This window comes from Streptomyces sp. NPDC001889 (genome assembly GCF_053594535.1).
Window position 1 is genome coordinate 159,512 of sequence record NZ_JBSFER010000020.1, and the last position, 22,728, is coordinate 182,239.

Below are 22,728 nucleotides of genomic sequence, written 5' to 3' on the forward strand. Positions count from 1 at the left end.
CCCGGCCGGGGCCGGGGGCCCCGCCCGTCCCCTCAGGAGGCCGCGGGCCCGGGTGCGGGCGCGGGGGCGAGCAGCCCCAGAAAGCCCGCGACGGTCCGCGACATCGCCTCACGGGCCGGGGTCAGATACTTCCTCGGGTCGACGACCCCGGGGCCGGCCGTCGTCAGGAACTCCCGTACGGCGCCGGTGAACGCCGTGTTCAGCGCCGTACCCACATTGATCTTGACCATTCCGGCGGCGACCGCCGCGCGGATCTCCGCGTCCGGGACGCCCGACGAGCCGTGCAGCACCAGCGGCACCGGGACCGCGGTCCGCAGCCGGACGATCAGGGCGTGGTCCAGGGCGGCGGTGCGCTCGGTCATCGCGTGGGAGGAGCCCACCGCCACCGCCAGCGCGTCCACCCCGGTCGCCGCCGCGTAGGCCGCCGCCTCCGCCGGGTCGGTGCGCACCCCGGGGGCGTGGGCGTCGAGCGGCGGCTCGCCCTCCTTGCCGCCGACCTTCCCCAGCTCCGCCTCGATCCAGATGCCGCGCTCCCGGCCCCAGGCCACCGCCGCCGCCGTGGCCCGCACATTCTCCTCGTACGACAGCTTCGACGCGTCGAACATCACCGAGCCGAAGCCCGCGCCGTCGGCGGCGTGCAGCAGTTCCACCGAGACCACATGGTCCAGATGGAGGGCGAGCGGCGCGCCGGAGGACCGGGCCACGGCGGCGGTGGCCGCCGCTATCGCGGAGAGCCGGCCGCCGTGGAACCGGACCGCGTTCTCGGAGATCTGGAGGATGGCGGGCGCGCCCGCCGCCTCCGCGCCGGCCGCGATGGCCTCCGCGTGCTCCAGGGTGATGACATTGAAGGCGGCGATCCCGCGCCGCTCGGCGGTGGCGGCGCTGACCAGTTCGGCGGTGCTGACGAGAGGCATGGGTCCGTTCTCATTTCCCGGGCGCCGGGCCCGTGGTGCGGCCCGCCGGTGCGGGGGTGCGGCCGGACCGGTCGTACGGCCGCGCTGGGGTCATGCGGGGCCCGTGTGTTCCGTCACCCGGACACGGGGCAGGAGATCGTCGCGGACCGCCCGGTCGAACTCGCCCGCCGCCGGGGCCAGGACCGTCGCCGCCGAGAGGGCGACCGCGCGGGCCAGCAGCTCCGGCCAGGGCCGGGACTCCACCGTCCCCGCGAGGAGGGCGGCCACCGCCGAGTCGCCCGCGCCCGTGGGGTTGCCCCGGACCGGCGCGGGCAGGGCGGCCTGCCAGACGCCGTCGGGGGTGACCGCGAGCAGACCGGCCGGGCCGAGCGAGGCGATCACGGCGTGCGCGCCCCGGCGGCGGGCGTCCCGGGCGGCGCGCAGCGGCTCACGGGCCCCGGTGAGCCGGGCCAGTTCATCGGCGTTGGGCTTGACGAGGTCGGGGCGGGCGGCGATGCCCCGGCGCAGGGGTTCGCCGCTGGTGTCCAGCAGGACGGGGACCCCGGCCGCGCGCGCCCGGCGGACCAGCTCCGCGTAGGCGCCGACGTGGATGCCGGGCGGGAGGCTGCCGCAGAGGGCGACCGCGTCGGCGCCCGGCAGCAGCGTTCCGTACCGGTCGAGGAAGGCGGCCCACTCCCCGGCGGTGACGACCGGTCCCGGCTCGTTCAGCTGGGTGGTGTCGCCGGTCGCGGTGTCCACGACGGCGATGGTGCGCCGGGTGGTGCCGGAGGTGGGGACGAGGGCGTCGTGCGGCGGGAGGGGCGCGAGGAGTTCGCGCAGTACGGTCCCGGCCGGGCCGCCGGCGAAGCCGGTGACGACGGTCTCGTGGCCGAGGGCGGAGAGCACCCGGGCCACGTTCAGCCCCTTGCCGCCGGGGCGTTCGCCGACCTCGCCGACGCGGTGGCTGGTGTGCGGGGTGAGGGCGTCGACGGTGTAGGTGATGTCCAGCGCGGTGTTGAGCGTGACCGTCAGGATCACCCGTGATTCCCCTTCCGGCGGCGGCGGCCCGGCGAACGGTGCTCGTACAGTCCTGATCATGCCAAACGGAAGGCGGTTGGCCCAGACCCTGGACCAACCGCCTTGCTGTGCTTTGCGGGGTTTCACGGCGACATCGCCGTCAGAGCCCCTGAATGTCAGCCCTGGGCCGGATCGACCACCCAGGCGCCCTGGCGCATCACGCCCTTGAGCCGGAACTCCTCGTCCAGGACGACGAGATCGGCGTCCTTGCCGGGCTCCAGCGAACCGACCCGGTCGTCGATGCCCAGCAGCTTGGCCGGGTTGGCGGAGATCGCCTGGACGATGTCGGCGACGGGGATGCGGTCCACGGTGGCCGCCCGTCTGAACGCCGTGTCCAGGGTGAGCGTGGAGCCCGCGATGGCGCCGCCCTCGGCGAGCCGGGCCACGCCGTCGACGACATCGACGGCCATCGAACCGAGCTGGTAGCGACCGTCGCCGAAGCCCGCCGCGTCCATGGCGTCGGTGATGAAGGCGACCCGGTGCGCGCCCGCGCGGTGGAAGGCGAGTTCGAGCGCCGCGGGGTGGAGATGGGTGCCGTCGTTGATCAGCTCGACGGTGACCCGCTCGTCCTCCAGGAGCGCGGCGATCGGGCCGGGCGCGCGGTGGCCGATCTGCGGCATGGCGTTGAAGAGGTGGGTCGCCACGGTGGCGCCCGCGTCGATGGCCTCCACCGTCTGCTCGTACGTCGCGTCGGTGTGGCCGAGCGCGGCGATCACGCCGTGTTCGGCGAGCAGCCGTACGGAGTCGATGCCGCCGGGGAGTTCGGCGGCGAGGGTCACCATCCTGGCCGTGCCCCGGGCCGCGTCGATCAGCTTGCGGACCTCGGCCGGGTCGGGGTGGAGCAGCAGATCCTCGTTGTGCGCCCCCTTGCGACAGGGGGAGATGAAGGGGCCCTCGAAGTGGAGGCCCGCGATGTCGCCCTGCTCGACCAGTTCGGAGAGGGCCGCCGCGCGGTGGGCGAGGTAGTCCGGCTCGGCGGTGACCAGGGAGGCGACCAGGGTGGTGGTGCCGTGCTCCCGGTGGGTGCGCACACCGAGGAGGACGTCGTCGATGGTGCCGCCGGTGAAGGAGGCTCCGCCGCCGCCGTGGTTGTGGAGGTCGATGAAGCCCGGGACGATCCAGTGGCCGGAGAGATCGCGCGCGGGGGCGTCCTCCGGGGCGGTACCGGTGATCTTCGTACCGGCGACAGACACCCGGCCGTTCTCGACGGTCCCGGTCGGCAGGACCACCCGGGCTCCGGTGAGGACGGTGCTGTCGGCGCGTGCGGCGCTGTCGGCGAGTGCGGCGCGAGCGGCCATTAGGCGGTTACCTCCGAGTCGGTGGCGAGCAGATCCCAGGCGAGCAGCCCCGCACCCAGGCATCCAGCGGTGTCCCCGAGGGCTGCCGGGACGATGGAGGGCAGCTTCTGGAACGTGACGCGCTCCTCGACGGCGGCCCGCAGGGGTGTGAACAGGGTTTCACCGGCCTCGGCGAGGCCGCCACCGATGATCAGGGTGCGGGGGTCCAGCAGGGTGAGTGCGGTGACCAGTCCGGCGGCGAGGGCGTCGACGGCGTCGAGCCAGACGGCGATGGCCTTCGGGTCGCCGGACTCGACGGCCTTGGCGCAGTCGGCGGCGTCGGCGTCCGGGTCGCCGCTGGCCTTCGCCCAGGCGCGGGTGACGGCGGCGGCGGAGGCGAGGGCCTCCAGACAGCCGCGCTGGCCGCAGCCGCACAGGGGGCCGTCGGGGCGGACGACGACATGGCCGATCTCGCCGGCGTAGCCGTGGGCGCCGGCCTCGATGGTGCCGTCGATGCCGATGGCGCCGGCGATGCCGGTGCCGAGCGGTACGAAGAGGAACCGGTCGGCGCCGTGCCCGGCGCCGATCCGTCCCTCGGCGAGGCCGCCGGTGCGGACGTCGTGTCCGAGGGCGACGGGGACGCCGCGGAGGCGCTCGCTGAGGAGTTGCCGCATGGGGACGTCCCGCCAGCCGAGATTGGTCGCGTAGACGACGGTGCCGCTCTCGGAGTCGATGATTCCGGGGACGACCACTCCGGCGGCGAGGGCGGTCTCGCCGAGGTGCTCTCTGCCGTGGGTGCGGAGGTCGTCGGCGAAGTCGAGGATGGACTGCACGACGGCCTCGGCGCCACGCTCCCGCCCGGTGGCGCGGCGGGCCTCGTAGAGGAGGTTTCCGTCCGCGCCGACGAGGGCGGCTTTCATGCCGGTGCCGCCCACATCGAGGGCGATGACGTGTCTCACGTGCACAGTCTCGCGCGAGATGGCCCGAAAGGTCTAGTCCACTATCCTCGATTGTTGCGGAACAGTACAAACCTATCCACCCCCCACCAGCACAAACCCCCCGCCCGCCGGGCTCGGCCCCCGTCCCGCGTCCAGGCCGAAACTCCCACTCCCCTCCGCCAGCCGGACCCCGCGCTCAACCACCCCCGGAGCCGCCTCTGGGAGGTGCCCCCGGACAGGCTGGGCTGCCCAGCCCCCCAGCGAGCCGAGGCACGAAATCCAGCCCCTCCGGCGATTGAGGAGCGGGGGTTCGGGGGCCGGCCCCCGACCCGGGCCCGCAGGATGCGGGACCCCGTCGCACAGGGCCCGCGCCCGGGCGCCCCGGTCAGGGGAGGATCACGCTGCGGGAGAGATTCCTCGGGCGGTCCGGATCGAACCCCTTGCGCTCCGCCAGCTCCACCGCCAGCCTCTGCACCCTCACCAGATCCGCCATCGGATCACCCCCCTGATGCACCACCAGACTCCCCCCCACCCTCCCCACCTCACCGGACAACCCCTCCGGCAGCTCCCCGAACACCCACGCCACCCGCCCCGCCCCCGTGATCGCGATCGGCCCGTGCCGGTACTCCATCGCCGGATACGCCTCCGTCCACGCCCCGGCCGCCTCCCGCATCTTCAGCCCCGCCTCCAGCGCCAGCCCGTACGTCCAGCCGCGCCCGAGGAACGTCCACTGCTCCGCCCCCACCGCCGCCTCCGGCAGCGGCTCCGTCACCGCCAGCTCCGCGTCCACCGCCGCCTCCGTGACCGGCTTCAGACCCGGCACCGGGCCGAGGCCCGCGCGCAGGAAGGCCAGCGCGGTCGTGGCGAACCGGGTCTGCACCACCGACTCCTCGTCCGCCCAGTCCAGCACCGCCACCTCGTCCGCCGCGTGCATCACCGGGGTCGCCGGGTCCGCCGTCAGGGCCGTCGTCGGGACCCGGCCCTTGAACCGGGCGAGCAGGTCCAGCACCTCGGTGGTCGTCCCCGAGCGGGTGATCGCCACCACCCGGTCGTAGGAGCGGCCCACCGGGAACTCCGACGCCGCGAACGCGTCCGTCTCCCCCTGCCCCGCCGCCTCCCGCAGCGCCGCGTACGCGATCGCCATGAACCACGACGTCCCGCACCCGGTCACGGCCACCCGCTCCCCCGGCCTCGGCAGCCCCCCGAAATCCACCACGGCACGGGCCGCACGGCGCCAACAGGCGGGCTGGGTGGCTATCTCTGTCGCAGTACGGGACATGTGGCAAGACTCCTCGCGCGCGTACACGTGTATACCGACCGGCACTTGACCATTCCGTGCCGAGACGTGCTTAGCAGGCCCGGACACACCAGGGCAATGGGCACCTCCCGCGCCCCATAACAAAACCCTTCTGTAGAACAGACGTTGCAGAAGTGAGACCGCGCGGCATAGACCACTGAACCCCCCGTGATGGAAAATCGCAGCTCGCCCGGGGGGCGGCAGCAGGCTGCATGCGGGCACACATCAAGCAATCGGCGAACCGGGAGCAGAGCTGTGCCACGGCACTTCTTGAGTCTGACGGCGGCGACCGCGGCACTGGCCCTCACCCTCACGGGCTGTGGCGGCTCCAGCGGCCCGGACGAGGTCACGCTCAGCCTCATCGCCGCCGACTACGACGTCAGCGGCGGCCAGAGCAGCAAGACGTACTGGTCCAAACTGGTCCGGGAGTTCGAGTCCCAGCACACCAACATCAAGGTCGAGGTGCGGATAGAGCCCTGGACCGATGTGGACCGCGAGGTCTCCGAGCTGGTGAAGGAGGGCAAGGCCCCCGACATGGCGCAGATCGGCGCCTACGCCGACTACGCCGCCGACGACAAGCTCTACAGCGCGGACGAACTCCTCTCCATCCCCGTGCAGTCCAACTTCCTGCCCCCGCTGGCGGACGCCGGCGAACAGCGCCGGGTGCAGTACGGGCTCCCGTTCGCCGCCTCCACCCGGCTGCTCTTCTACAACAAGGACCTCTTCGCGGAGGCCGGGATCGAGAAGGCCCCGAAGACCTGGGCGGAGCTGAGCGAGGCCGCCGAGCGGCTGAAGTCCGGCACCGATGTGAAGTACCCCTTCGCGCTGCCGCTGGGGCCCGAGGAGGCCCAGATCGAGACCATGATGTGGCTGCTCGGCAGCGGCTCCAACGGCTATGTGGACCCCGGCGGCGGCTACTCCATCGACACCGAGGAGAACGCCGGCACCCTTCAGTGGATCAAGTCCCATCTGGTCGGCCCCGGCCTCACCGGACCCGGCGCCCCCGGTGAGCTGAACCGCAAGGACGCGTTCGCCGCCTTCACCCGGGGCGAGGTGGGGATGCTCAACGGCCACCCCTCGCTGATCAAGCAGGCCAGGGCGGCCGGTGTCGGGCTCGGCATGGTCCCGGTGCCCGGCCGCACCGGGGAGACCAAGGCCTCCCTCGGCGTCGCCGACTGGATCATGGGCTTCAAGGAGAACGGCAACAAGGACGAGATCGGCACCTTCCTGGACTTCCTCTTCGCCGACAAGAACGTCCTGGCGTTCGCCTCGCAGAACGATCTGCTGCCGGTGACGGTGACCGGCTCCGAGGCGATGGAGCTGGACCCGGACCACAGGGATCTGCGGCAGTTCCTGCGGGAGCTGCCCGCCGCGCTGCTGCCCCCGGTCGACAAGACCTCCTGGGGCGCCGTGAGCGACGACATCAAGCGGAACATCGGCAAGGCCGTGACCGAGGGCACCACCCCGGAGAAGGTGCTGGGCCGGATCGCCCGGAACGCCGCCGAGGCCGAGGCCAAGGAGGAGTAGCGGGCACCGGCCCGGCGGGCGCGGGGGGCGGGCTGTCGGCGCCCGCGTCTATGTTGGAGGCATGACCGACACCGCGCCGCTCTCCGAGCGTGACCGCGCCGTGCTCGCCATGGAACAGCACTCCTGGCCGGGCCCCGGCGCCAAGGAGCGCGCCATCAGGGAGCGGCTCGGCATCTCCCCGGTCCGCTACTACCAGCTGCTCAACGCCCTCCTCGACGATCCCCGCGCCCTCGCCCACGCCCCGGTGACCGTCAACCGGCTGCGCCGTGTCAGAGACGGGAAACGCACACGCCGCTAAGGTCGGGGCCATGGGCAGCTCCCCGTACGCGCATCCTCTGCCGTCCCCGTCGACCCCGGCGGGCCGCGACGGCCTCGCCGCACTTCTGGACCGTCCCCGCGGTGCCGTCGTCGCACTCGACTTCGACGGCACCCTCGCCGAGATCGTCCCCGACCCGGAGCAGGCCCGCGCCCACCCCGGCGCGGTGCCGGCGCTGGCGCGCCTCGCGCCCGGGGTGGCGTCCGTGGCGGTGGTCACCGGCCGCCCCGCGGGGGTCGCGGTCCGCTACGGCGGCTTCGCCGGGGTGGCGGGCCTGGACCATCTGGTGGTGCTCGGGCACTACGGCGCCGAGCGGTGGGACGCGGTCACCGGCACCGTGAACACCCCCGCCCCGCACCCCGGCGTCGCCGCCGTCCGCGCCGAGCTGCCCGGCTTCCTCGACCGCATCGGCGCCTGGCAGGGGACCTGGATCGAGGAGAAGGGCCAGGCCGTCGCCGTGCACACGCGCCGCGCCGCCGACCCGCGGGCCGCCTTCGAGGCGCTGCGGGAGCCGCTGGCCGGTCTCGCCTCCCGGCACGGTCTGGTGCTGGAGCCCGGCCGGATGGTGCTGGAGCTGCGCCCGCCGGGCATGGACAAGGGCGTCGCCCTCGCGGAGTACGTGCGCGAGGTGAAGGCCGAGGCCGTGCTGTACGCGGGGGACGACCTCGGGGACCTGCCCGCCTTCGCGGCCGTGGAGAAGCTCCGCTCGGACGGGCTGCCGGGGCTGCTGGTGTGCAGCGGCAGCACGGAGGTCACCGAGCTGGCCGAGCGGGCCGATCTGCTGCTGCCGGGCCCGGCCGCGGTGGTGGAGTTCCTGGCGGCCCTCGCGGAGCGGCTGTAGTCCCCCGCGGCGGGGCTACAGCTCCCGCAGCGCCTCCAGCTGGTCGAGGAACCACCGCTCGGGCGGCAGCGCCGTGGCCGCCGCCGCGAGCCGCCCGGTGCGCCGGGCGCGCTCGTCGGCGGGCATGGTGAGCGCCCGGTGCAGGGCGTCGGCGGTGGCGGTGATGTCGTACGGATTGACGGTGAGCGCGTCCCCGCCCAGCTCCTCGTGCGCCCCCGCCTCCCGGGACAGCACCAGCGCGCAGCCCTCGTCGGAGACCACCGGGATCTCCTTGGCGACCAGGTTCATCCCGTCCCGGATGGGGTTGACCAGGGCGACGTCCGCGAGGCGGTAGGCGGCGAGCGAGCGGGCGAAGTCGTCCTTCACATGGAGGACGACCGGGGTCCAGCCGGGTGTGCCGTACTCCTCGTTGATCTCGTCGGCGACCCGTCGCACCTCGGCCGTGTAGTCGCGGTAGACCGCCAGGTCCTGCCGGGAGGGGTAGGCGAAGGCGACATGCACCACGCGCTCGCGCCACTCGGGGCGGGACGCGAGCAGCTCCCGGTAGGCGAGCAGCCCGCGCACGATGTTCTTGGACAGCTCGGTGCGGTCCACCCGCACGATGGTGCGCCGGCCGGGGCCGATCTGCTCGCGGAGGGCGGCCATCCGCTCCGCCACGTCCGGGCGGTGGGCCCGCTCCCGCAGGAAGCCGGCGTCCGCGCCGAGGCCGTGCACCCCGATCCGGGCGCCGTCGAGGGCCTTCTCGCCGAGCACCCGGGTGACGCACTCGCCGAAGAGACCGGCCCAGCGGCGGGTGAGGAAGCAGGTGCGGTCGGCGCCGAGGAGGCCGCGCAGGAGCTGCTCGGCGATGTCGTCGGGGAGCAGCCGGAAGTAGTCGGCGGGCGCCCAGGGGGTGTGCGAGAAGTGCCCGATGCGCAGATCGGGCCGGAGCTCCCGGAGCAGCCCGGGGACGAGCGCGAGGTGGTAGTCCTGCACCAGCACGGCGGCGCCGTCGTCGGCGTGGTCGGCCAGCGCCCGCGCGAAGGAGCGGTTGTAGCTCTCGTACGCGGCCCACTGGCGGCGGAACGCGGCGTCGAAGACGGGTTCCAGCGGGGTCTGGTAGAGCAGGTGGTGCACAAACCAGAGCACGGAGTTGGCGATGCCGTTGTACGCGTCGGAGTGGACGGCGGGGTCGATGCCGAGCATCAGCACCCCGGGCTCGCCGGTGCCGCGCCGCAGGGCCTCGCGGTCGCCGTCGCCGAGGGCGGAGCAGATCCAGAGGGCGTCCTCCCCCGAGCCGATCGCGGAGAGGCCGGAGACGAGTCCGCCACCGCCGCGCCGGGCGTCGAGGGTGCCGTCGTCGCGGAGCGTGTAGGAGACGGGGCCCCGGTTGGACGCGACGAGAATCCGCGCGCGGGACGGGGCGGTGGGGGGCTCGGAGACCATGTCGCGAACCTAGCCCGTCCCGCGCGGACTCAAACGTGCGTACGGCTCCGGTTGGCTCACTCGGGCCGGGTGCCCGCCGCCGCTCCGGCGCCCCGGCGGCCGCGGGCGGCGGCGTAGGCGACGATCCCGGCGGCGGCGAGGCTCAGCGCGAGCCCGCCGAGGAGCCAGAGGCGCTCGGCGCCGGTGCCGCTCTGCCGGGGGCCCAGGGTCTGGGCCGCCGCCGGGCCGTGCAGCAGGGCGGAGCCGAGCAGAGCGGGGCCGAGCAGCGCCGTCGCGGCGACGACGGAGCGGTGCACAAATCTCATATATAGGATATTCAGCCAGCGGGTGGGAGTCAGGCGGCGCGACGCGCCGCGTACTCGGGGATCTCCCCCATCGGGGGCCGCTCCTCGGTGTCCACCCGGTGGGTGCGCGGCTCGAAACCGTGCTCACCGCGCTCGAACTGGGTGAGCGAGGGGCGCACCAGATGGCCCCGGGTCAGCCGGAGCTGGGCGGTCCGGTAGATCGCGGCGGCCATCCGGCCGAGGGCCTGGCCGTCCTGGTGGCGGTGTTTGCGGGAGCCCACGTCGACCTGGGCGAGGGCGTCCAGGCCCACCGTGTGCAGGGCGTCGACGAGCAGGCCCAGCTCCACCCCGTACCCCACCGGGAAGGGCAGCCGCTCCAGCAGCCCGCGCCGGACCGCGTACTCCCCGCCCAGCGGCTGGACGAACCCGGCCAGCAGCGGCCAGTGCAGATTGAGCAGTGGCCGGGCCACCAGCTCGGTCACCCGGCCGCCCTGCCCCGGGGTGTCGTCGAGGGGGCGGTCGTACATCGCCTTGACGAAGTCGATGCCGGGGTCGGTCAGGAGCGGGCCCACGATCCCGGAGACGAAGTCGGCGGAGAAGTCCCGCAGGTCGGCGTCGACGAAGCAGACGATGTCACCGCGGGTGACCATCAGTGACCGCCAGAGCACCTCGCCCTTGCCGGCGACGGCGGGAATCCGGGGCAGGATCGCGTCCCGGTGCACCACCCGCGCACCCGCCGCGGCGGCCACATCGGCCGTGCGGTCGGTGGAGCCGGAGTCGATCACCACCAGCTCGTCGACGAGCGGGGCGGTCTCCATCAGCTCCCGGCGGATCACGGTGACGATGTCACCCACCGTGGCCTCCTCGTTGAGCGCGGGCAGCACCACGCTCACCGTGGCGGGCACGGCCCGCTTCGCGGCGAGCAGCCGGGGCAGCGGCCGGTCGGCCGCCGACCAGGAACGCCTGGTCAGCCAGCGCTCTGTCTCGTCGAGCACGTTCGCCCACTCCCCACAGCTGTGACGCATCTCGCGGTTCGGACGACTATCTCAACCGTCCACCCCTTCGGTTACAGTCTTGAACAACACGGATGCCCACCGCATGTCGGGGTCGGGTCCCGTGTTCACAATCGAATACCGCTCATCCAGAGGGGCAGAGGGATACGGCCCGTTGAAGCCCCGGCAACCCTCCAGCCGGTCTCAGTCGCTGTTCAGCGCGTGAGGCTCCCGGCTCGGGAAGGTGCCAAATCCGTCTCATGGCGAGCCTCGCCATGGGAAAGATGAGGAGAAAGGGCCTCCCTCCATGGCTGTTCAGACTGACCTCAGCACCCCCGTCACCCCCGTCGACCTGGGCCCCGCAGCGGCTCTCTCGTGTCGCGAGTGCGGTGAGCGCTTCGCTCTGGGCCCGATCTTCGCCTGTTCCTCCTGTTTCGGTCCGCTGGAAGTCGCCTACGACCTCCCGTCCGGTGACCCCGAGGCGCTGCGCGCCCGGATCGCCGCCGGTCCGGAGAACATCTGGCGGTACGCGCCCCTGCTGCCCGTCCCCGCCGGCGTGGCGGACAAGCCGAGCCTGAACCCGGGCTTCACCAAGCTGGTCAAGGCCGACAACCTCGCCCGCGAACTGGGCGTCACCGGCGGGCTGTTCATCAAGGACGACTCCGGCAACCCGACCCACTCCTTCAAGGACCGGGTCGTCGCCATCGCCGTCGAGGCGGCCCGCGCCTTCGGCTTCACCACCCTGTCCTGCTCCTCCACCGGCAACCTCGCCGGCGCGGTCGGCGCGGCGGCGGCCCGGGCGGGCCTGCGCTCCTGTGTCTTCATCCCGCACGACCTGGAGCAGGGCAAGGTCGTCATGGCCGCGGTCTACGGCGGCGAGCTGGTCGGCATCGAGGGCAACTACGACGATGTGAACCGTTTCTGCTCGGAGCTGATCGGCGATCCGCTCGGCGAGGGCTGGGGCTTCGTCAACGTCAATCTGCGCCCGTACTACGGCGAGGGCTCCAAGACGCTGGCGTACGAGATCTGCGAGCAGCTCGGCTGGCGGCTGCCCGACCAGATCGTGATCCCGATCGCCTCCGGCTCCCAGCTCACCAAGATCGACAAGGGTCTCCAGGAGCTGATCCGGCTGGGCCTGGTCGAGGACCGCCCCTACAAGATCTTCGGGGCCCAGGCGGAGGGCTGCTCGCCGGTGGCGGCGGCCTTCAAGGCCGGGCACGACGTGGTGCGCCCGGTGAAGCCGGACACCATCGCCAAGTCGCTGGCGATCGGCAACCCCGCCGACGGGCCCTACGTCCTGGACATCGCCCGCCGCACGGGCGGCGCCGTCGAGGACGTCACCGACGAGCAGATCGTGGACTCGATCAAGCTGCTGGCCCGCACGGAGGGCATCTTCGCCGAGACCGCCGGCGGGGTCACCGTGGGCGTGACCCGGAAGCTGATCGAGGCCGGCGTGCTCGACCCCGCGCTGACCACCGTCGTCCTCAACACCGGTGACGGCCTCAAGACCCTGGACGCGGTGGCCCCGACCACCGGGCCCACCGCGACGATCCGCCCGAGCCTGGACGCGTTCCGCGACGCCGGCCTGGCCCACTGACCCGGCCCCGGCCCACGACCCCCTGGGAGAGCTGAAGATGAGCGTCAACGTCCGTATCCCGACCATTCTGCGCACCTACACCGGAGGCCGGGCCGAGGTGGCCGCCGAGGGCACCACCCTCTCCGAGGTGATCGCGGACCTGGAGCGGAACCACGCGGGGATCGCCGCGCGCGTCCTGGACGACAACGGCAGGCTGCGCCGCTTCGTGAACGTCTATGTCAATGACGACGACGTCCGCTTCGAGCAGGGCCTGGAGACCGCGACCCCGGACGGCGCCGGCGTCTCGATCATCCCGGCGGTCGCCGGCGGCTGAGCCCCGGCGCGTCTCTACGCACCGTCACCCCGATTGCCCCCTCCGTAAGAGAAACGGAGGGGGCAATTCTGTAGGGTTGAGCGCGCTACAGTTGGGGAACGCCCCTCGGCCGACGGTGCCGACCGGCCTATCAGAATGCGCCCGGGCGCGATAAGAAGCAGCCAATGTGTGCGCTTGATTTGAACCCTAAGTCCTCTTTGCCGGGCCCGACTTGCCCCGGGATCTCATGAATTCAGGCTGATTACCCGATGGCCCGTGCCCGGATTTCTCGTCCGATTGACCTGTTGCAGAGGGCAGTTGGGCAGATACATTCAGCCGCGGTCGACGCGTTCCGGCGCACACCTGTGGGGTCCTCAACCCGTCCCGGACGGGCAGGCACACGGCGGGTGAGGTCTGACCCGGGTCCGCGAGGTGCGGTCCTGCGCAAGGGCCAGTAATAGGGGAGTTAGGCATGGCTCAGGGCACCGTCAAGTGGTTCAACGCGGAGAAGGGGTACGGCTTCATCGCGGTCGACGGTGGTGCGGACGTCTTCGTCCACTACAGCGCGATCCAGATGGACGGCTACCGCACCCTGGAGGAGGGGCAGCGAGTCGAGTTCGAAATCTCGCAGGGACAGAAGGGTCCGCAGGCGGACATGGTGAAGCTCGCGGTCTGATCCCGCGTTCCTCGCCACACCTGCGACACCTGCGACGCGATCGGCCACCGACGCGCTCACACATGTGGGGTCCGCATCCCGGGAACGGGGTGCGGACCCCACAGGTGTGTCCGGGCGCGGCAGGCCGGCGGAGCCCCCGGGCGCCCTCGCGCGGGCGCTCCCGGAGCCCCGGCGCGGCGGGGCGGCGCGCGCCCGCGCACCGCCCCGCGGGGACGGGCTCCCGGGGCCCTCGCTCCCCCCGGTTCTCCCGGAGGCGCTTGCACTCGGAGGGGGCGAGTGCTAATCATTGGCGTTAGCACTCTCCTGGTGAGAGTGACAGAACAAGGACCGGGTCGGTGAGGTCCGCACGCCGGGTGGGGCAGAGAACCACACGGCTGGGGACCGTCCGTCGCGGGCGCCAGCGCGGTCCGGCCAGAGCTTCCCACCAGTCCGTGGAGGACACTTCACATGGCAAAGATCATCGCGTTCGACGAGGAGGCGCGGCGCGGCCTTGAGCGCGGTATGAACCAGCTCGCCGACGCCGTCAAGGTCACCCTCGGCCCCAAGGGCCGCAACGTCGTCCTTGAGAAGAAGTGGGGCGCGCCCACGATCACCAACGATGGTGTGTCCATCGCCAAGGAGATCGAGCTCGAGGACCCGTACGAGAAGATCGGCGCCGAGCTGGTCAAGGAAGTCGCCAAGAAGACGGACGACGTCGCCGGCGACGGCACGACCACCGCCACCGTTCTCGCCCAGGCGCTCGTCCGCGAGGGCCTGCGCAACGTCGCGGCCGGCGCCAACCCGATGGCCCTCAAGCGCGGCATCGAGAAGGCCGTCGAGGCCGTCTCCGGTGCCCTCCTGGAGCAGGCCAAGGACGTGGAGACCAAGGAGCAGATCGCCTCCACCGCCTCCATCTCCGCCGCCGACACCCAGATCGGCGAGCTCATCGCCGAGGCGATGGACAAGGTCGGCAAGGAAGGCGTCATCACCGTCGAGGAGTCCCAGACCTTCGGTCTGGAGCTGGAGCTCACCGAGGGTATGCGCTTCGACAAGGGCTACATCTCGGCGTACTTCGCCACCGACATGGAGCGTATGGAGGCGTCCCTGGACGACCCGTACATCCTGATCGTCAACTCCAAGATCGGCAACGTGAAGGACCTCCTTCCGCTGCTGGAGAAGGTCATGCAGTCGGGCAAGCCCCTGCTGATCATCGCCGAGGACGTCGAGGGCGAGGCCCTGTCCACGCTGGTCGTGAACAAGATCCGCGGCACCTTCAAGTCCGTCGCCGTCAAGGCCCCGGGCTTCGGCGACCGCCGCAAGGCCATGCTGAACGACATCGCCATCCTCACGGGCGGCACGGTCATCTCCGAGGAGGTCGGCCTCAAGCTCGAGAACGCCGGCCTGGACCTGCTGGGCCGCGCCCGCAAGGTCGTCATCACCAAGGACGAGACCACGATCGTCGACGGCGCCGGTGACAGCGACCAGGTCGCCGGGCGGGTCAACCAGATCCGCGCCGAGATCGAGAACTCCGACTCGGACTACGACCGCGAGAAGCTCCAGGAGCGCCTGGCGAAGCTGGCCGGCGGCGTGGCCGTCATCAAGGCCGGTGCCGCGACCGAGGTCGAGCTCAAGGAGCGCAAGCACCGCATCGAGGACGCCGTCCGCAACGCGAAGGCGGCCGTCGAGGAGGGCATCGTCGCCGGTGGTGGCGTCGCGCTGCTCCAGGCTTCCTCGGTCTTCGAGAAGCTCGACCTCGAAGGCGACGAGGCGACCGGCGCCAACGCCGTGAAGCTCGCGCTGGAGGCCCCGCTCAAGCAGATCGCCATCAACGGCGGCCTGGAGGGTGGCGTCATCGTCGAGAAGGTGCGCAACCTGCCCGTCGGCCACGGCCTGAACGCCGCGACCGGTGAGTACGTCGACATGATCGCCGAGGGCATCCTCGACCCCGCGAAGGTGACCCGCTCTGCCCTGCAGAACGCGGCCTCCATCGCGGCGCTGTTCCTGACCACCGAGGCCGTCATCGCCGACAAGCCGGAGAAGGCCGCCGCGGCCGCTCCGGGCGGCATGCCGGGCGGTGACATGGACTTCTGATCCCCCGGGATCGGCAGCTCCTGCTCCATCCGAAGGGCGGCACCCCTCTCCCAGGGGGTGCCGCCCTTCGGCGTGCGCCCGGCCGTACCCGGGGGTGCCGCCCTCCGGCGTGCGCCCGGCCGTACCCGGGGGTGTCCTGCGGGGCATCCCCTACGCCCCGGGGACGAGCCCTCCGCGCGCCCCTCCCTCCAGGGTCGCAGCAAGCCCGCCCTCGGGGATGATTCGCCCCGCCCTTCCTTGAGCCAGGGTCTATCCCGTCACCCACCCCGCTCAACGGGAAGGCCCCTCGGTGCGGTTGAGAAGACCGGCTCCCCCACGCGCGGCGGGCGGACCCGCCGCGGCCCCGGCCGGCGGCCCCGCGGTGACGGCCTTCGCGCCCGCCGGCCTCCGATCCGGCGGACCGGGCCCCCGCCGGCACCGCGCCAACTACATTGGCACAGGCGCCCATTGAGCCTCTTGCGCCACAGCAGCGAGCCCATCCACTGGAGGAACGACTTCATGCAGCGACGACGACTCGTACCCGTGCTCGCGGTGAGTGTCATGGCGACACTCGCACCCGCCGTGACCACCACCACCGCGGCGGCCGCACCGGGCCCCGGGACGAGTCCCCTGGCTCAGTACGCCCAGCAGAAGCTCACCTGGAAGCGGTGCCACCCGGATCTGCCGGCCGCCTTCCAGTGCGCCACGGTCAAGGTGCCGCTCAACTACGCCAAGCCCGGCGGCAAGAAGACGGACATCGCGATATCCCGCTACCGGACCAGTGTGCCGGGCAAGCGCCACGGCGTCCTGCTCTCCAACCCCGGCGGCCCCGGCGGCAGCGGGCTCGGTCTGCCGCTGGAGTTCAAGACCGCGCTGCCCCAGTCCGTGCGGGACCGGTACGACCTGATCGGCTTCGACCCCCGCGGCGTCGGCCGGAGCTCCCCCGTCACCTGCGGACTCTCCGGGGCCGAGGCCCTGTGGCCGCGGGTGTACAAGGCGAAGACCTATGCCAAGGACGTCGCCACGGCGAAGGGCGTCGCCGACAAGTGCCGCAAGAAGTCCGGGGAGAAGGTTCCGCACACCACCACCCGCAACACCGCGCGGGACCTGGATCTGATCCGTACCGTCCTCGGCGAGAAGAAGCTCAACTACGTGGGCTACTCCTACGGGACCTATCTGGGCGCCGTCTACAGCCAGATGTTCCCCCAGCGGACCGGCCGCTTCATCCTCGACAGCGCCGTCGACCCCACGCGCACCTGGCGCGGCATGATCCAGGCGTGGGCGGACGGCGCGGAGCCGGCGTTCCAGCGGTGGACGAAGTGGGCGGCGGCGCGGAACGCGGTCTACAAGCTGGGCGACACCCCGCAGAAGGTGAGCAAGTCCTTCTGGGACCTGGTGGCCCAGGCCGACCGGAAGCCCTTCGAGTACGAGGGCGAGGTGTTCAACGGCGACGGGGTGCGGGAGTACATGCGGTACTCGACCTTCAGCGTCGAGCCCGCCAGCGAACTGGTCGTGAACCTGAGGAAGGCCGCCGCCGGCAAGAAGACCGGCCCGGCGGGGACCGAGCCGCGCCGGCGGCCCGCCTTCGCCGTGGAGACGCCGGCCGACAACGGCGACGCGGCCTTCTGGTCGGTCGTCTGCGGGGACAACTCGGCGGCCTGGCCGCGCGACACCGAGCAGTACCGCAAGGACGCGGTCCGGGACAAGAAGCGCTACCCGCTGTACGGGGACTTCGGGTCCAACATCACGCCGTGCGCCTTCTGGAACAAGTCCGGTGAGCCGGTCACCAAGGTCGACAACAAGGTGCCCTCGCTGATCATCCAGAACGAGTGGGACTCGCAGACGCCGCTCTCGACGGCGAAGGGGATGAGGAGCGCGCTCAAGGGCGCGAAGATGGTGACCGTGAAGAACGGGGAGGGGCACGGGGTGTATCTCTTCGGCGGGAGCGCGTGCGCGGATGCCGCGGGGACGTCGTACCTGAACACCGGGAAGCTCCCGGCGAAGGACACCACCTGCGCCCCGGGCGCCCCCCGCACCTCCACCACCCCCCAGTCCCCCCTCCCCCAGCACCCCCACCGCTTCTGACCACCCCGTGCCGGACGGGCCCCCAGCCCGTCCGGCACGCACCCCGGCCCGTCCGGCACGCACCCCGGCCCACCCAGCACGACACCCCAGCCCGCTCGACGCGCACCCCAGCCCGCCCAGCGTGACATCCCAGCCCGTCCGGCGTTTGAGGACGGACCCCGCACCACAGGAAACCCGCACAAACCCAGCCCGTCCGGCGATTGAGGACGGACCCCGCACCACGGGACCCCGCACCCAGCGGGCCCGGGTCGGGGACCAGCCCCCGCACCCCACCCCCACCCCCTCATGACACCATCAAGCGTGCTCGACATCGGCTACTCCCTCTCCCCCCGCTTCCCCGACCCCCCTCAAACCGACTACCGCGCGGCCGACCCCCCCGCCCTCCGCCACGACCTCTTCTGCGGCGACGTCTACCTCGCCGACACCAAGGCCGACCGCGAGGTGTCCACAGCCTGGGGATGGGTCCCCGTCCTCGACTTCGCCTGGGCGCTCTGCGACATCGTCGAGCGCCTCGACCGCGACCCGCGCGGCAGCCGCTCCGCCACCCCCCAGCGCGCCGAGCTGGACTTCACGGAGTCCGCCGACCGGATGCTGTTCGAGCGGCGCTTCGGCTGGGTGGATGTGGAGGCGGACTGGATGCGCCGCGACGAGCCGCCGCTCACCTTCAGCCACAGCGAGCTGCGCCGTGAGTCCCGCGACTTCCTGCACGATGTGATCGCGGATCTGACCGATCTGCACGAGAGCCTCGCCGACAACCCGGTGATCTGGGACCTCCAGGCCCGCTTCCCCCGTATCTGAGACCCGTCCTCGGACGCCCCGCGAAAGGCCACGCCCCGCGAAAGGCCACGGACCGCGCACGCGCCCCCGGTCGTCCTCCCCGCGAGCCGGCCCCCCACAGCCCGGGCTCACCGCCCCCGTCGCGGCGGTGTCCCCGGCGTGCCATGCGGCGCCCCCGGCGGCCCTTGACCTCAAGCAAGGTTGAGGCAGGAGGGTTGGCCCTGTCACCGAGAGAGCACCACGACTCAGGGGAGCCCGCCATGCACGCCATCCGCCTCCACGCCTTCGGCCCCGCCGAGAACCTCGTCCACGAGGTGGCCGAGGACCCCGTCCCCGGCCCCGGCCAGGTGCGGATCTCGGTCGCCGCCGCCGGCGTCCACGTCCTGGACACCGCTCTGCGCCGGGGCGAGAGCGGCCCCTACGCCGAGCCGATCCCGCTGCCGACGATCCCGGGCCGCGAGGTCGCGGGCGTGGTCGACGCCCTCGGCGAGGGCACCGACGACCACTGGCTGGGACGGCCGGTCGTCGCCCATCTGGGCATGGTCCCGGGCGGATACGCCGAACTCGCCGTCACCGGCGCCGACCGGCTCCACGCGGTCCCGGACGGCCTGGACGCGGCGGAGGCCGTGGCCATGATCGGCACCGGCCGCACGGCGCTGGGCATCCTCCAGTTCGCCGAGCCGGGCCCGGACTCCACCGTGATCGTCACCGCGGCGGCCGGCGGCATCGGCACCCTGCTCGTGCAGTACGCCAAGAACGCCGGCGCCACCGTCATCGGTCTGGCGGGCGGCCCGGTCAAGGTCGCGGGCGTCCTGGCGAACGGCGCGGACATCGCCGTCGACTACAAGCAGCCCGACTGGCCCGAGCAGGTCCGCGACTACCTGGGCGAGCAGCGCGCCACCACCGTCTTCGACGCGGTCGGCGGCGCCAACGGGCGCGCCGCCGTCGATCTGCTCGGCAAGGGCGGCCGGCACGTCGTCTTCGGCTGGGCCGGGGAGAAGCTGCACGACGGGGAGCCGCTGACCTTCACCGAGGAGGAGCAGGCCGAGCGCGGGATCACCTCGGAGATGGTGCTCGGCCCGGGAATGCTGGAGCGGGCGGGCGGACTGCGCGCCCTGGAGGAGCGCTCCCTCGCCGAGGCGGCCACCGGCCGGCTCCGCCCGGCCGTCCACCGCTTCCCGCTCAGCGACGCGGCGGGCGCCCACCGGGCGATCGAGACCCGGGGGGCGGTCGGCAAGGTGGTCCTGATCCCCACCGGCTCCTCACCGGCTCCCGGCTCCGCGAGGCCCGCGAGGCCCGTGAGGCCCGTGAGGCCCTAGGCCGTCTCTTTCGGATCTTGCCGGGCTCGCGAGCCGAGCGACGCGAGCGCCTCGTCGGTCAGCCGGTACACGGTCCACTCGTCCTGCGGACGGGCGCCGAGCGACCGGTAGAAGTCGATCGATGGGGTGTTCCAGTCCAGGACCGACCACTCCAGCCGCTCGTACCCCCGCTCCACACAGATCCGCGCCAGTTCCGTCAGCAGCGCCTTGCCGTGCCCGCCGCCGCGCCGGTCGGGGCGTACGTACAGATCCTCCAGATAAATGCCGTGCACCCCGCGCCAGGTGCTGAAGTTCAGGAACCACAGGGAGAATCCGACGACTTCCCCGTCGTCCGTCACGGCGATGTGGGCGTGGGCGGCGGGCCGCTCGCCGAAGAGCGCCTCGCGGAGCTGCTCCTCGGTGGCGCGGACCTCGTGCAGCGCCTTCTCGTAGTCGGCGAGTTCCCGGACCATGCGGTGGATCGCGGGGATGTCCTCGGGCAGGGCGTTACGGATCATGGGATCAGCGTGGCCGAGCCCCGGCCGGCCACGCCGGCCGGTCCAGCATCCAAGACACCTCCGCCGGGCCGGGAGTTCACTCCCGGCCCAGCAGGGTCCGCGCGATCGACACCTGGACGGGGTCGAGCCGTTCCTCCCCGTCCTCGACCGTCCACAGACCGTTCTGGAGCACCCGCCCGAGCGACCACGCCCGGGCGCGCTCCCGGTCCAGCGCCAGGACCTCGGTCATCAGATCGAACCGCCGGCGCGTCTCGGCCGGGTCGAAGCGGTTGTGGAGGGCGGGGGCCAGCTCGAAGCCGGGGTCACCGGCCAGCGGCTTCGGGTCGATGGCGAGCCAGGGCTCGCGCTCGGCGGCGAGCACGTTCCCGTAGTGCAGATCCCAGTGGAGCAGCCGGTCACCGGGTTCGGCCAGAACCTCCCGTACCGCCGCCGCGCAGTCGAGGAGCAGCCGCCGCTCGGCGCTGTCGGCGAGGCGCGGTGCGGCGCCCGGCACCGCGTCGAGCATCCGGGCGGCGAGATCGCCGAGCCGGCGCATCCCCTCGGGGGCGGGCCGGTCCGTCAGCCGGGCCAGCAGCTCCGCGAGGACGCGCACCGCCTCGCGCGAGTCCTCCACCGACGACAGATCGCGGGTGCCGAGGCGCTCCAGCAGCAGGGTGCCGGTCTCGCGGTCGTGTTCCAGCAGCCGGGCCGCGCCGTCCCCGCCCCAGGCGCGCAGGGCGTCCGGCTCGCCCTCGGTCTCCTCGTCGAGTGCCTGGAGCTTCAGCACGGCGCCCGTGCCGTCCGCCCGCTCCACCGGCAGCACCAGGGCGCACACGCCGTGCATGGGGGCTCCGGCGGTCCGCAGCCCCCAGCGGTCGAGGAAGCCGGCGGCCCGCGCGGGCAGCAGCCCGGCGAAGGCCCGGCCCTCCGCTCCCCGGTTCTCGGAGTAGTGGGCGACGAGAGCTTCCGGGACCTCGATCATGGAGTCGATGGTACGTACGGGGGGGGCGGGCCCGGGGGCGCGGCGGGCGCGGGCGGGCCGGGGCGGGGCGGGACAGGGCGGGACAGGGCGGGGCAGGGCGGGCGCGAGGTCCGCTCCCACCGTTCTCCGGCCCCGGCCCCCTTGCGTACAGTCGTCGCACACGCGGCGCCGAGCAGCAGGGACACCATGACCAGGAGCACCGTCAACGGCGGCATTTCGTTCTGGTACGCACGGGACGGATTCCCCGTCCCCCGCGAGCCGCTGCCCGGCGACACCACGGCCGATGTCTGCGTCGTGGGCGGCGGATACACCGGGCTGTGGACGGCGTACTACCTGAAGAAGGCCGTCCCCTTCCTCAACATCACCGTCCTGGAGGCGAAGTTCTGCGGCTACGGGGCCTCCGGGCGCAACGGCGGCTGGCTCTACAACGGCATCGCCGGGCGCGACCGGTACGCCCGGCTGCACGGGCACGACGCCGCCGTCCGGCTCCAGCGGGCGATGAACGACACCGTGGCGGAGGTGATCCGGGTTGCCGCCGATGAGGGGATCGACGCGGACATCCACCCCGGTGGCGTCCTCGAAGTGGCCCGCTCCCCCGCCCAGGCGGCCCGGCTGCGGGAGTTCCACGCCGCCGAGCTGGCCTTCGGCGAGACGGACCGCACCCTGCACGGGGCCCGCGAGACCGCCGAACGCGTCCGGGTCGCCGGCGCCGTCGCCTCCACCTGGACCCCGCACGGCGCCCGGCTGCACCCGGCGCGGCTGGTGCGGGGCCTCGCCGATGCCGTGGAGCGCCTCGGGGTCACCCTCCACGAGTCGACCCCGGTCACCGCCATCCGGCCCCAGCACGCGGACACCCCGTACGGCACGGTCCGCGCGCCCTATGTGCTGCGCTGCACCGAAGGGTTCACGGCGGGGCTGAAGGGGCTGCGCCGCACCTGGCTCCCGATGAACTCCTCGATGATCGCCACCGAGCCGCTGCCGCCGTCGCTGTGGGAGACGATCGGCTGGGACGGCCGCGAGACCCTCGGCGATCTGGCGCACGCCTATGTCTACGCCCAGCGCACCGCCGACGACCGGATCGCCCTCGGCGGCCGGGGCGCCCCCTACCGCTACGGCTCGCGCACCGACAACGACGGCCGCACCCGGCAGGCCACCGTCGAGGCGCTGCGCGAGATGCTGGTCCGGCTCTTCCCGACCACGGCCGGGGTGCGGATCGACCACGCCTGGTCGGGCGTGCTCGGCGTCCCCCGCGACTGGTGCGCCACGGTCACCCTCGACCGCTCCACCGGCCTGGGCTGGGCGGGCGGTTACGTCGGTTCGGGCGTGGCCACCGCCAATCTCGCCGCCCGCACCCTGCGCGACCTGATCCAGCAGGACTCCGGCCAGGGCGGCGCCACCGCCCTGACGGGCCTCCCCTGGGTCAACCACAAGGTCCGCGCCTGGGAGCCGGAGCCGCTGCGCTGGCTGGGCGTCCAGGCGATGTACGCGGCCTACCGGGCCGCGGACCGGCACGAGTCCCTGGCCCGTACGACGGAGACCGCCCGCGCGGCCCGCCTCGCGGACCGGGTGTCGGGCCGCCACTGACCCCGGGGCTCCCGCACGGTGCCG

21 protein-coding genes and 1 riboswitch are annotated in these 22,728 nt (G+C 72.9%); of the genes, 11 read left to right on the forward strand and 10 right to left on the reverse strand.

The genetic code is table 11. The features are described from left to right. Positions 1-32: 32 nt before the first annotated feature. The 5 genes from ACWCRA_RS23890 to ACWCRA_RS23910 form a co-directional block, all read right to left on the reverse strand. Positions 33-914: a class II fructose-bisphosphate aldolase gene (locus tag ACWCRA_RS23890; RefSeq protein ID WP_451068546.1), complete on the reverse strand. Its 882-nt coding sequence runs from the start codon at positions 912-914 to the stop codon at positions 33-35. Between the two features lie 90 nt (positions 915-1,004). Next, positions 1,005-1,931: a 1-phosphofructokinase family hexose kinase gene (locus tag ACWCRA_RS23895; protein ID WP_351557746.1), complete on the reverse strand. Its 927-nt coding sequence runs from the start codon at positions 1,929-1,931 to the stop codon at positions 1,005-1,007. A 155-nt stretch (positions 1,932-2,086) separates the two neighbouring features. After that, positions 2,087-3,268 carry an N-acetylglucosamine-6-phosphate deacetylase gene (nagA, locus tag ACWCRA_RS23900; RefSeq protein WP_351557748.1) on the reverse strand — a complete coding sequence of 394 codons (1,182 nt, stop codon included), beginning with the start codon at positions 3,266-3,268 and terminating at the stop codon, positions 2,087-2,089. Beyond that, positions 3,268-4,206 carry an ROK family protein gene (locus ACWCRA_RS23905; protein WP_351557750.1) on the reverse strand — a complete coding sequence of 313 codons (939 nt, stop codon included), beginning with the start codon at positions 4,204-4,206 and terminating at the stop codon, positions 3,268-3,270. The genes nagA and ACWCRA_RS23905 overlap by 1 nt, the downstream gene beginning before the upstream one ends. A 364-nt stretch (positions 4,207-4,570) precedes the next feature. Beyond that, the gene (locus tag ACWCRA_RS23910; RefSeq protein WP_451068547.1) at positions 4,571-5,464 is read right to left on the reverse strand and encodes an SIS domain-containing protein; all 894 of its coding nucleotides are present in this window, start codon (positions 5,462-5,464) and stop codon (positions 4,571-4,573) included. A gap of 273 nt (positions 5,465-5,737) precedes the next feature. Between ACWCRA_RS23910 and ACWCRA_RS23915 the strand changes: the two genes are divergently transcribed. The 3 genes from ACWCRA_RS23915 to otsB all read left to right on the forward strand — a co-directional run bounded on the left by ACWCRA_RS23915 (position 5,738) and on the right by otsB (position 8,166). Continuing rightward, a complete protein-coding gene (locus ACWCRA_RS23915; protein WP_351557941.1) occupies positions 5,738-7,009 on the forward strand; it encodes an extracellular solute-binding protein in 1,272 nt (423 codons plus the stop codon). 61 nt (positions 7,010-7,070) lie between these two features. Next, positions 7,071-7,307, forward strand: coding sequence for a DUF3263 domain-containing protein (locus ACWCRA_RS23920; RefSeq protein ID WP_351557943.1), 237 nt, complete (start codon positions 7,071-7,073; stop codon positions 7,305-7,307). 10 nt (positions 7,308-7,317) lie between these two features. Next, positions 7,318-8,166 carry a trehalose-phosphatase gene (otsB, locus tag ACWCRA_RS23925; protein ID WP_351557945.1) on the forward strand — a complete coding sequence of 283 codons (849 nt, stop codon included), beginning with the start codon at positions 7,318-7,320 and terminating at the stop codon, positions 8,164-8,166. 15 nt (positions 8,167-8,181) lie between these two features. Here the strand turns inward: otsB and ACWCRA_RS23930 are convergent, their stop codons facing one another. The 3 genes from ACWCRA_RS23930 to ACWCRA_RS23940 are packed head-to-tail and all read right to left on the reverse strand — an operon-like array spanning position 8,182 to position 10,870. After that, positions 8,182-9,591: an alpha,alpha-trehalose-phosphate synthase (UDP-forming) gene (locus tag ACWCRA_RS23930; protein ID WP_351557947.1), complete on the reverse strand. Its 1,410-nt coding sequence runs from the start codon at positions 9,589-9,591 to the stop codon at positions 8,182-8,184. 56 nt (positions 9,592-9,647) lie between these two features. Continuing rightward, the gene (locus tag ACWCRA_RS23935; protein WP_351557949.1) at positions 9,648-9,896 is read right to left on the reverse strand and encodes a hypothetical protein; all 249 of its coding nucleotides are present in this window, start codon (positions 9,894-9,896) and stop codon (positions 9,648-9,650) included. Positions 9,897-9,925: 29 nt separating this feature from the next. Beyond that, the gene (locus ACWCRA_RS23940; RefSeq protein WP_351557951.1) at positions 9,926-10,870 is read right to left on the reverse strand and encodes a glucosyl-3-phosphoglycerate synthase; all 945 of its coding nucleotides are present in this window, start codon (positions 10,868-10,870) and stop codon (positions 9,926-9,928) included. A gap of 139 nt (positions 10,871-11,009) precedes the next feature. Then, positions 11,010-11,158, forward strand: a riboswitch (SAM riboswitch). Between the two features lie 16 nt (positions 11,159-11,174). Here ACWCRA_RS23940 and thrC point away from each other — a divergent pair. The 7 genes from thrC (at position 11,175) to ACWCRA_RS23975 (ending at position 19,662) form a co-directional block, all read left to right on the forward strand. Beyond that, positions 11,175-12,464 (forward strand): threonine synthase, encoded by a 1,290-nt coding sequence (thrC, locus tag ACWCRA_RS23945; RefSeq protein WP_351557953.1) that lies wholly within the window; start codon positions 11,175-11,177, stop codon positions 12,462-12,464. A gap of 37 nt (positions 12,465-12,501) precedes the next feature. Then, positions 12,502-12,777, forward strand: a complete 276-nt coding sequence (locus ACWCRA_RS23950) for a MoaD/ThiS family protein (RefSeq protein ID WP_351557955.1) — start codon at positions 12,502-12,504, stop codon at positions 12,775-12,777. A gap of 451 nt (positions 12,778-13,228) precedes the next feature. After that, positions 13,229-13,432 carry a cold-shock protein gene (locus tag ACWCRA_RS23955; RefSeq protein ID WP_005315736.1) on the forward strand — a complete coding sequence of 68 codons (204 nt, stop codon included), beginning with the start codon at positions 13,229-13,231 and terminating at the stop codon, positions 13,430-13,432. A gap of 447 nt (positions 13,433-13,879) precedes the next feature. Then, on the forward strand, positions 13,880-15,502 hold the full coding sequence (gene groL, locus ACWCRA_RS23960; RefSeq protein WP_351557957.1) for a chaperonin GroEL: 1,623 nt from the start codon (positions 13,880-13,882) through the stop codon (positions 15,500-15,502). Positions 15,503-16,000: 498 nt separating this feature from the next. Further along, the gene (locus ACWCRA_RS23965; protein ID WP_451068548.1) at positions 16,001-17,566 is read left to right on the forward strand and encodes an alpha/beta hydrolase; all 1,566 of its coding nucleotides are present in this window, start codon (positions 16,001-16,003) and stop codon (positions 17,564-17,566) included. A 300-nt stretch (positions 17,567-17,866) separates the two neighbouring features. Then, entirely contained in the window at positions 17,867-18,364 is a 498-nt protein-coding gene (locus ACWCRA_RS23970) for a hypothetical protein (protein ID WP_351557992.1), read from the forward strand. A 239-nt stretch (positions 18,365-18,603) separates the two neighbouring features. Further along, positions 18,604-19,662 carry a zinc-binding dehydrogenase gene (locus tag ACWCRA_RS23975; RefSeq protein WP_351557960.1) on the forward strand — a complete coding sequence of 353 codons (1,059 nt, stop codon included), beginning with the start codon at positions 18,604-18,606 and terminating at the stop codon, positions 19,660-19,662. Here the strand turns inward: ACWCRA_RS23975 and ACWCRA_RS23980 are convergent. Both ACWCRA_RS23980 and ACWCRA_RS23985 read right to left on the reverse strand, forming a co-directional pair. Continuing rightward, positions 19,659-20,159: a GNAT family N-acetyltransferase gene (locus ACWCRA_RS23980; protein WP_351557962.1), complete on the reverse strand. Its 501-nt coding sequence runs from the start codon at positions 20,157-20,159 to the stop codon at positions 19,659-19,661. The two genes, ACWCRA_RS23975 and ACWCRA_RS23980, sit on opposite strands and share 4 nt — an antisense overlap. A gap of 76 nt (positions 20,160-20,235) precedes the next feature. Continuing rightward, entirely contained in the window at positions 20,236-21,120 is an 885-nt protein-coding gene (locus tag ACWCRA_RS23985) for an aminoglycoside phosphotransferase family protein (protein WP_451068549.1), read from the reverse strand. A 186-nt stretch (positions 21,121-21,306) separates the two neighbouring features. Between ACWCRA_RS23985 and ACWCRA_RS23990 the strand changes: the two genes are divergently transcribed. Next, positions 21,307-22,704, forward strand: coding sequence for an NAD(P)/FAD-dependent oxidoreductase (locus ACWCRA_RS23990; RefSeq protein WP_451068550.1), 1,398 nt, complete (start codon positions 21,307-21,309; stop codon positions 22,702-22,704). Positions 22,705-22,728 lie beyond the last annotated feature (24 nt).

What these genes read in the sequence shown, in the direction of transcription:
- ACWCRA_RS23910 (WP_451068547.1), bottom strand. Translation starts at nt 5,464, where the DNA reads ATGTCCCGTACTGCGACAGAGATAGCCACCCAGCCCGCCTGTTGGCGC.
- ACWCRA_RS23950 (WP_351557955.1), top strand. Translation starts at nt 12,502, where the DNA reads ATGAGCGTCAACGTCCGTATCCCGACCATTCTGCGCACCTACACCGGA.
- thrC (WP_351557953.1), top strand. Translation starts at nt 11,175, where the DNA reads ATGGCTGTTCAGACTGACCTCAGCACCCCCGTCACCCCCGTCGACCTG.
- ACWCRA_RS23920 (WP_351557943.1), top strand. Translation starts at nt 7,071, where the DNA reads ATGACCGACACCGCGCCGCTCTCCGAGCGTGACCGCGCCGTGCTCGCC.
- otsB (WP_351557945.1), top strand. Translation starts at nt 7,318, where the DNA reads ATGGGCAGCTCCCCGTACGCGCATCCTCTGCCGTCCCCGTCGACCCCG.
- ACWCRA_RS23935 (WP_351557949.1), bottom strand. Translation starts at nt 9,896, where the DNA reads ATGAGATTTGTGCACCGCTCCGTCGTCGCCGCGACGGCGCTGCTCGGC.
- ACWCRA_RS23975 (WP_351557960.1), top strand. Translation starts at nt 18,604, where the DNA reads ATGCACGCCATCCGCCTCCACGCCTTCGGCCCCGCCGAGAACCTCGTC.
- ACWCRA_RS23990 (WP_451068550.1), top strand. Translation starts at nt 21,307, where the DNA reads ATGACCAGGAGCACCGTCAACGGCGGCATTTCGTTCTGGTACGCACGG.
- ACWCRA_RS23985 (WP_451068549.1), bottom strand. Translation starts at nt 21,120, where the DNA reads ATGATCGAGGTCCCGGAAGCTCTCGTCGCCCACTACTCCGAGAACCGG.
- ACWCRA_RS23890 (WP_451068546.1), bottom strand. Translation starts at nt 914, where the DNA reads ATGCCTCTCGTCAGCACCGCCGAACTGGTCAGCGCCGCCACCGCCGAG.
- nagA (WP_351557748.1), bottom strand. Translation starts at nt 3,268, where the DNA reads ATGGCCGCTCGCGCCGCACTCGCCGACAGCGCCGCACGCGCCGACAGC.
- ACWCRA_RS23965 (WP_451068548.1), top strand. Translation starts at nt 16,001, where the DNA reads ATGCAGCGACGACGACTCGTACCCGTGCTCGCGGTGAGTGTCATGGCG.
- ACWCRA_RS23955 (WP_005315736.1), top strand. Translation starts at nt 13,229, where the DNA reads ATGGCTCAGGGCACCGTCAAGTGGTTCAACGCGGAGAAGGGGTACGGC.
- ACWCRA_RS23980 (WP_351557962.1), bottom strand. Translation starts at nt 20,159, where the DNA reads ATGATCCGTAACGCCCTGCCCGAGGACATCCCCGCGATCCACCGCATG.
- groL (WP_351557957.1), top strand. Translation starts at nt 13,880, where the DNA reads ATGGCAAAGATCATCGCGTTCGACGAGGAGGCGCGGCGCGGCCTTGAG.
- ACWCRA_RS23930 (WP_351557947.1), bottom strand. Translation starts at nt 9,591, where the DNA reads ATGGTCTCCGAGCCCCCCACCGCCCCGTCCCGCGCGCGGATTCTCGTC.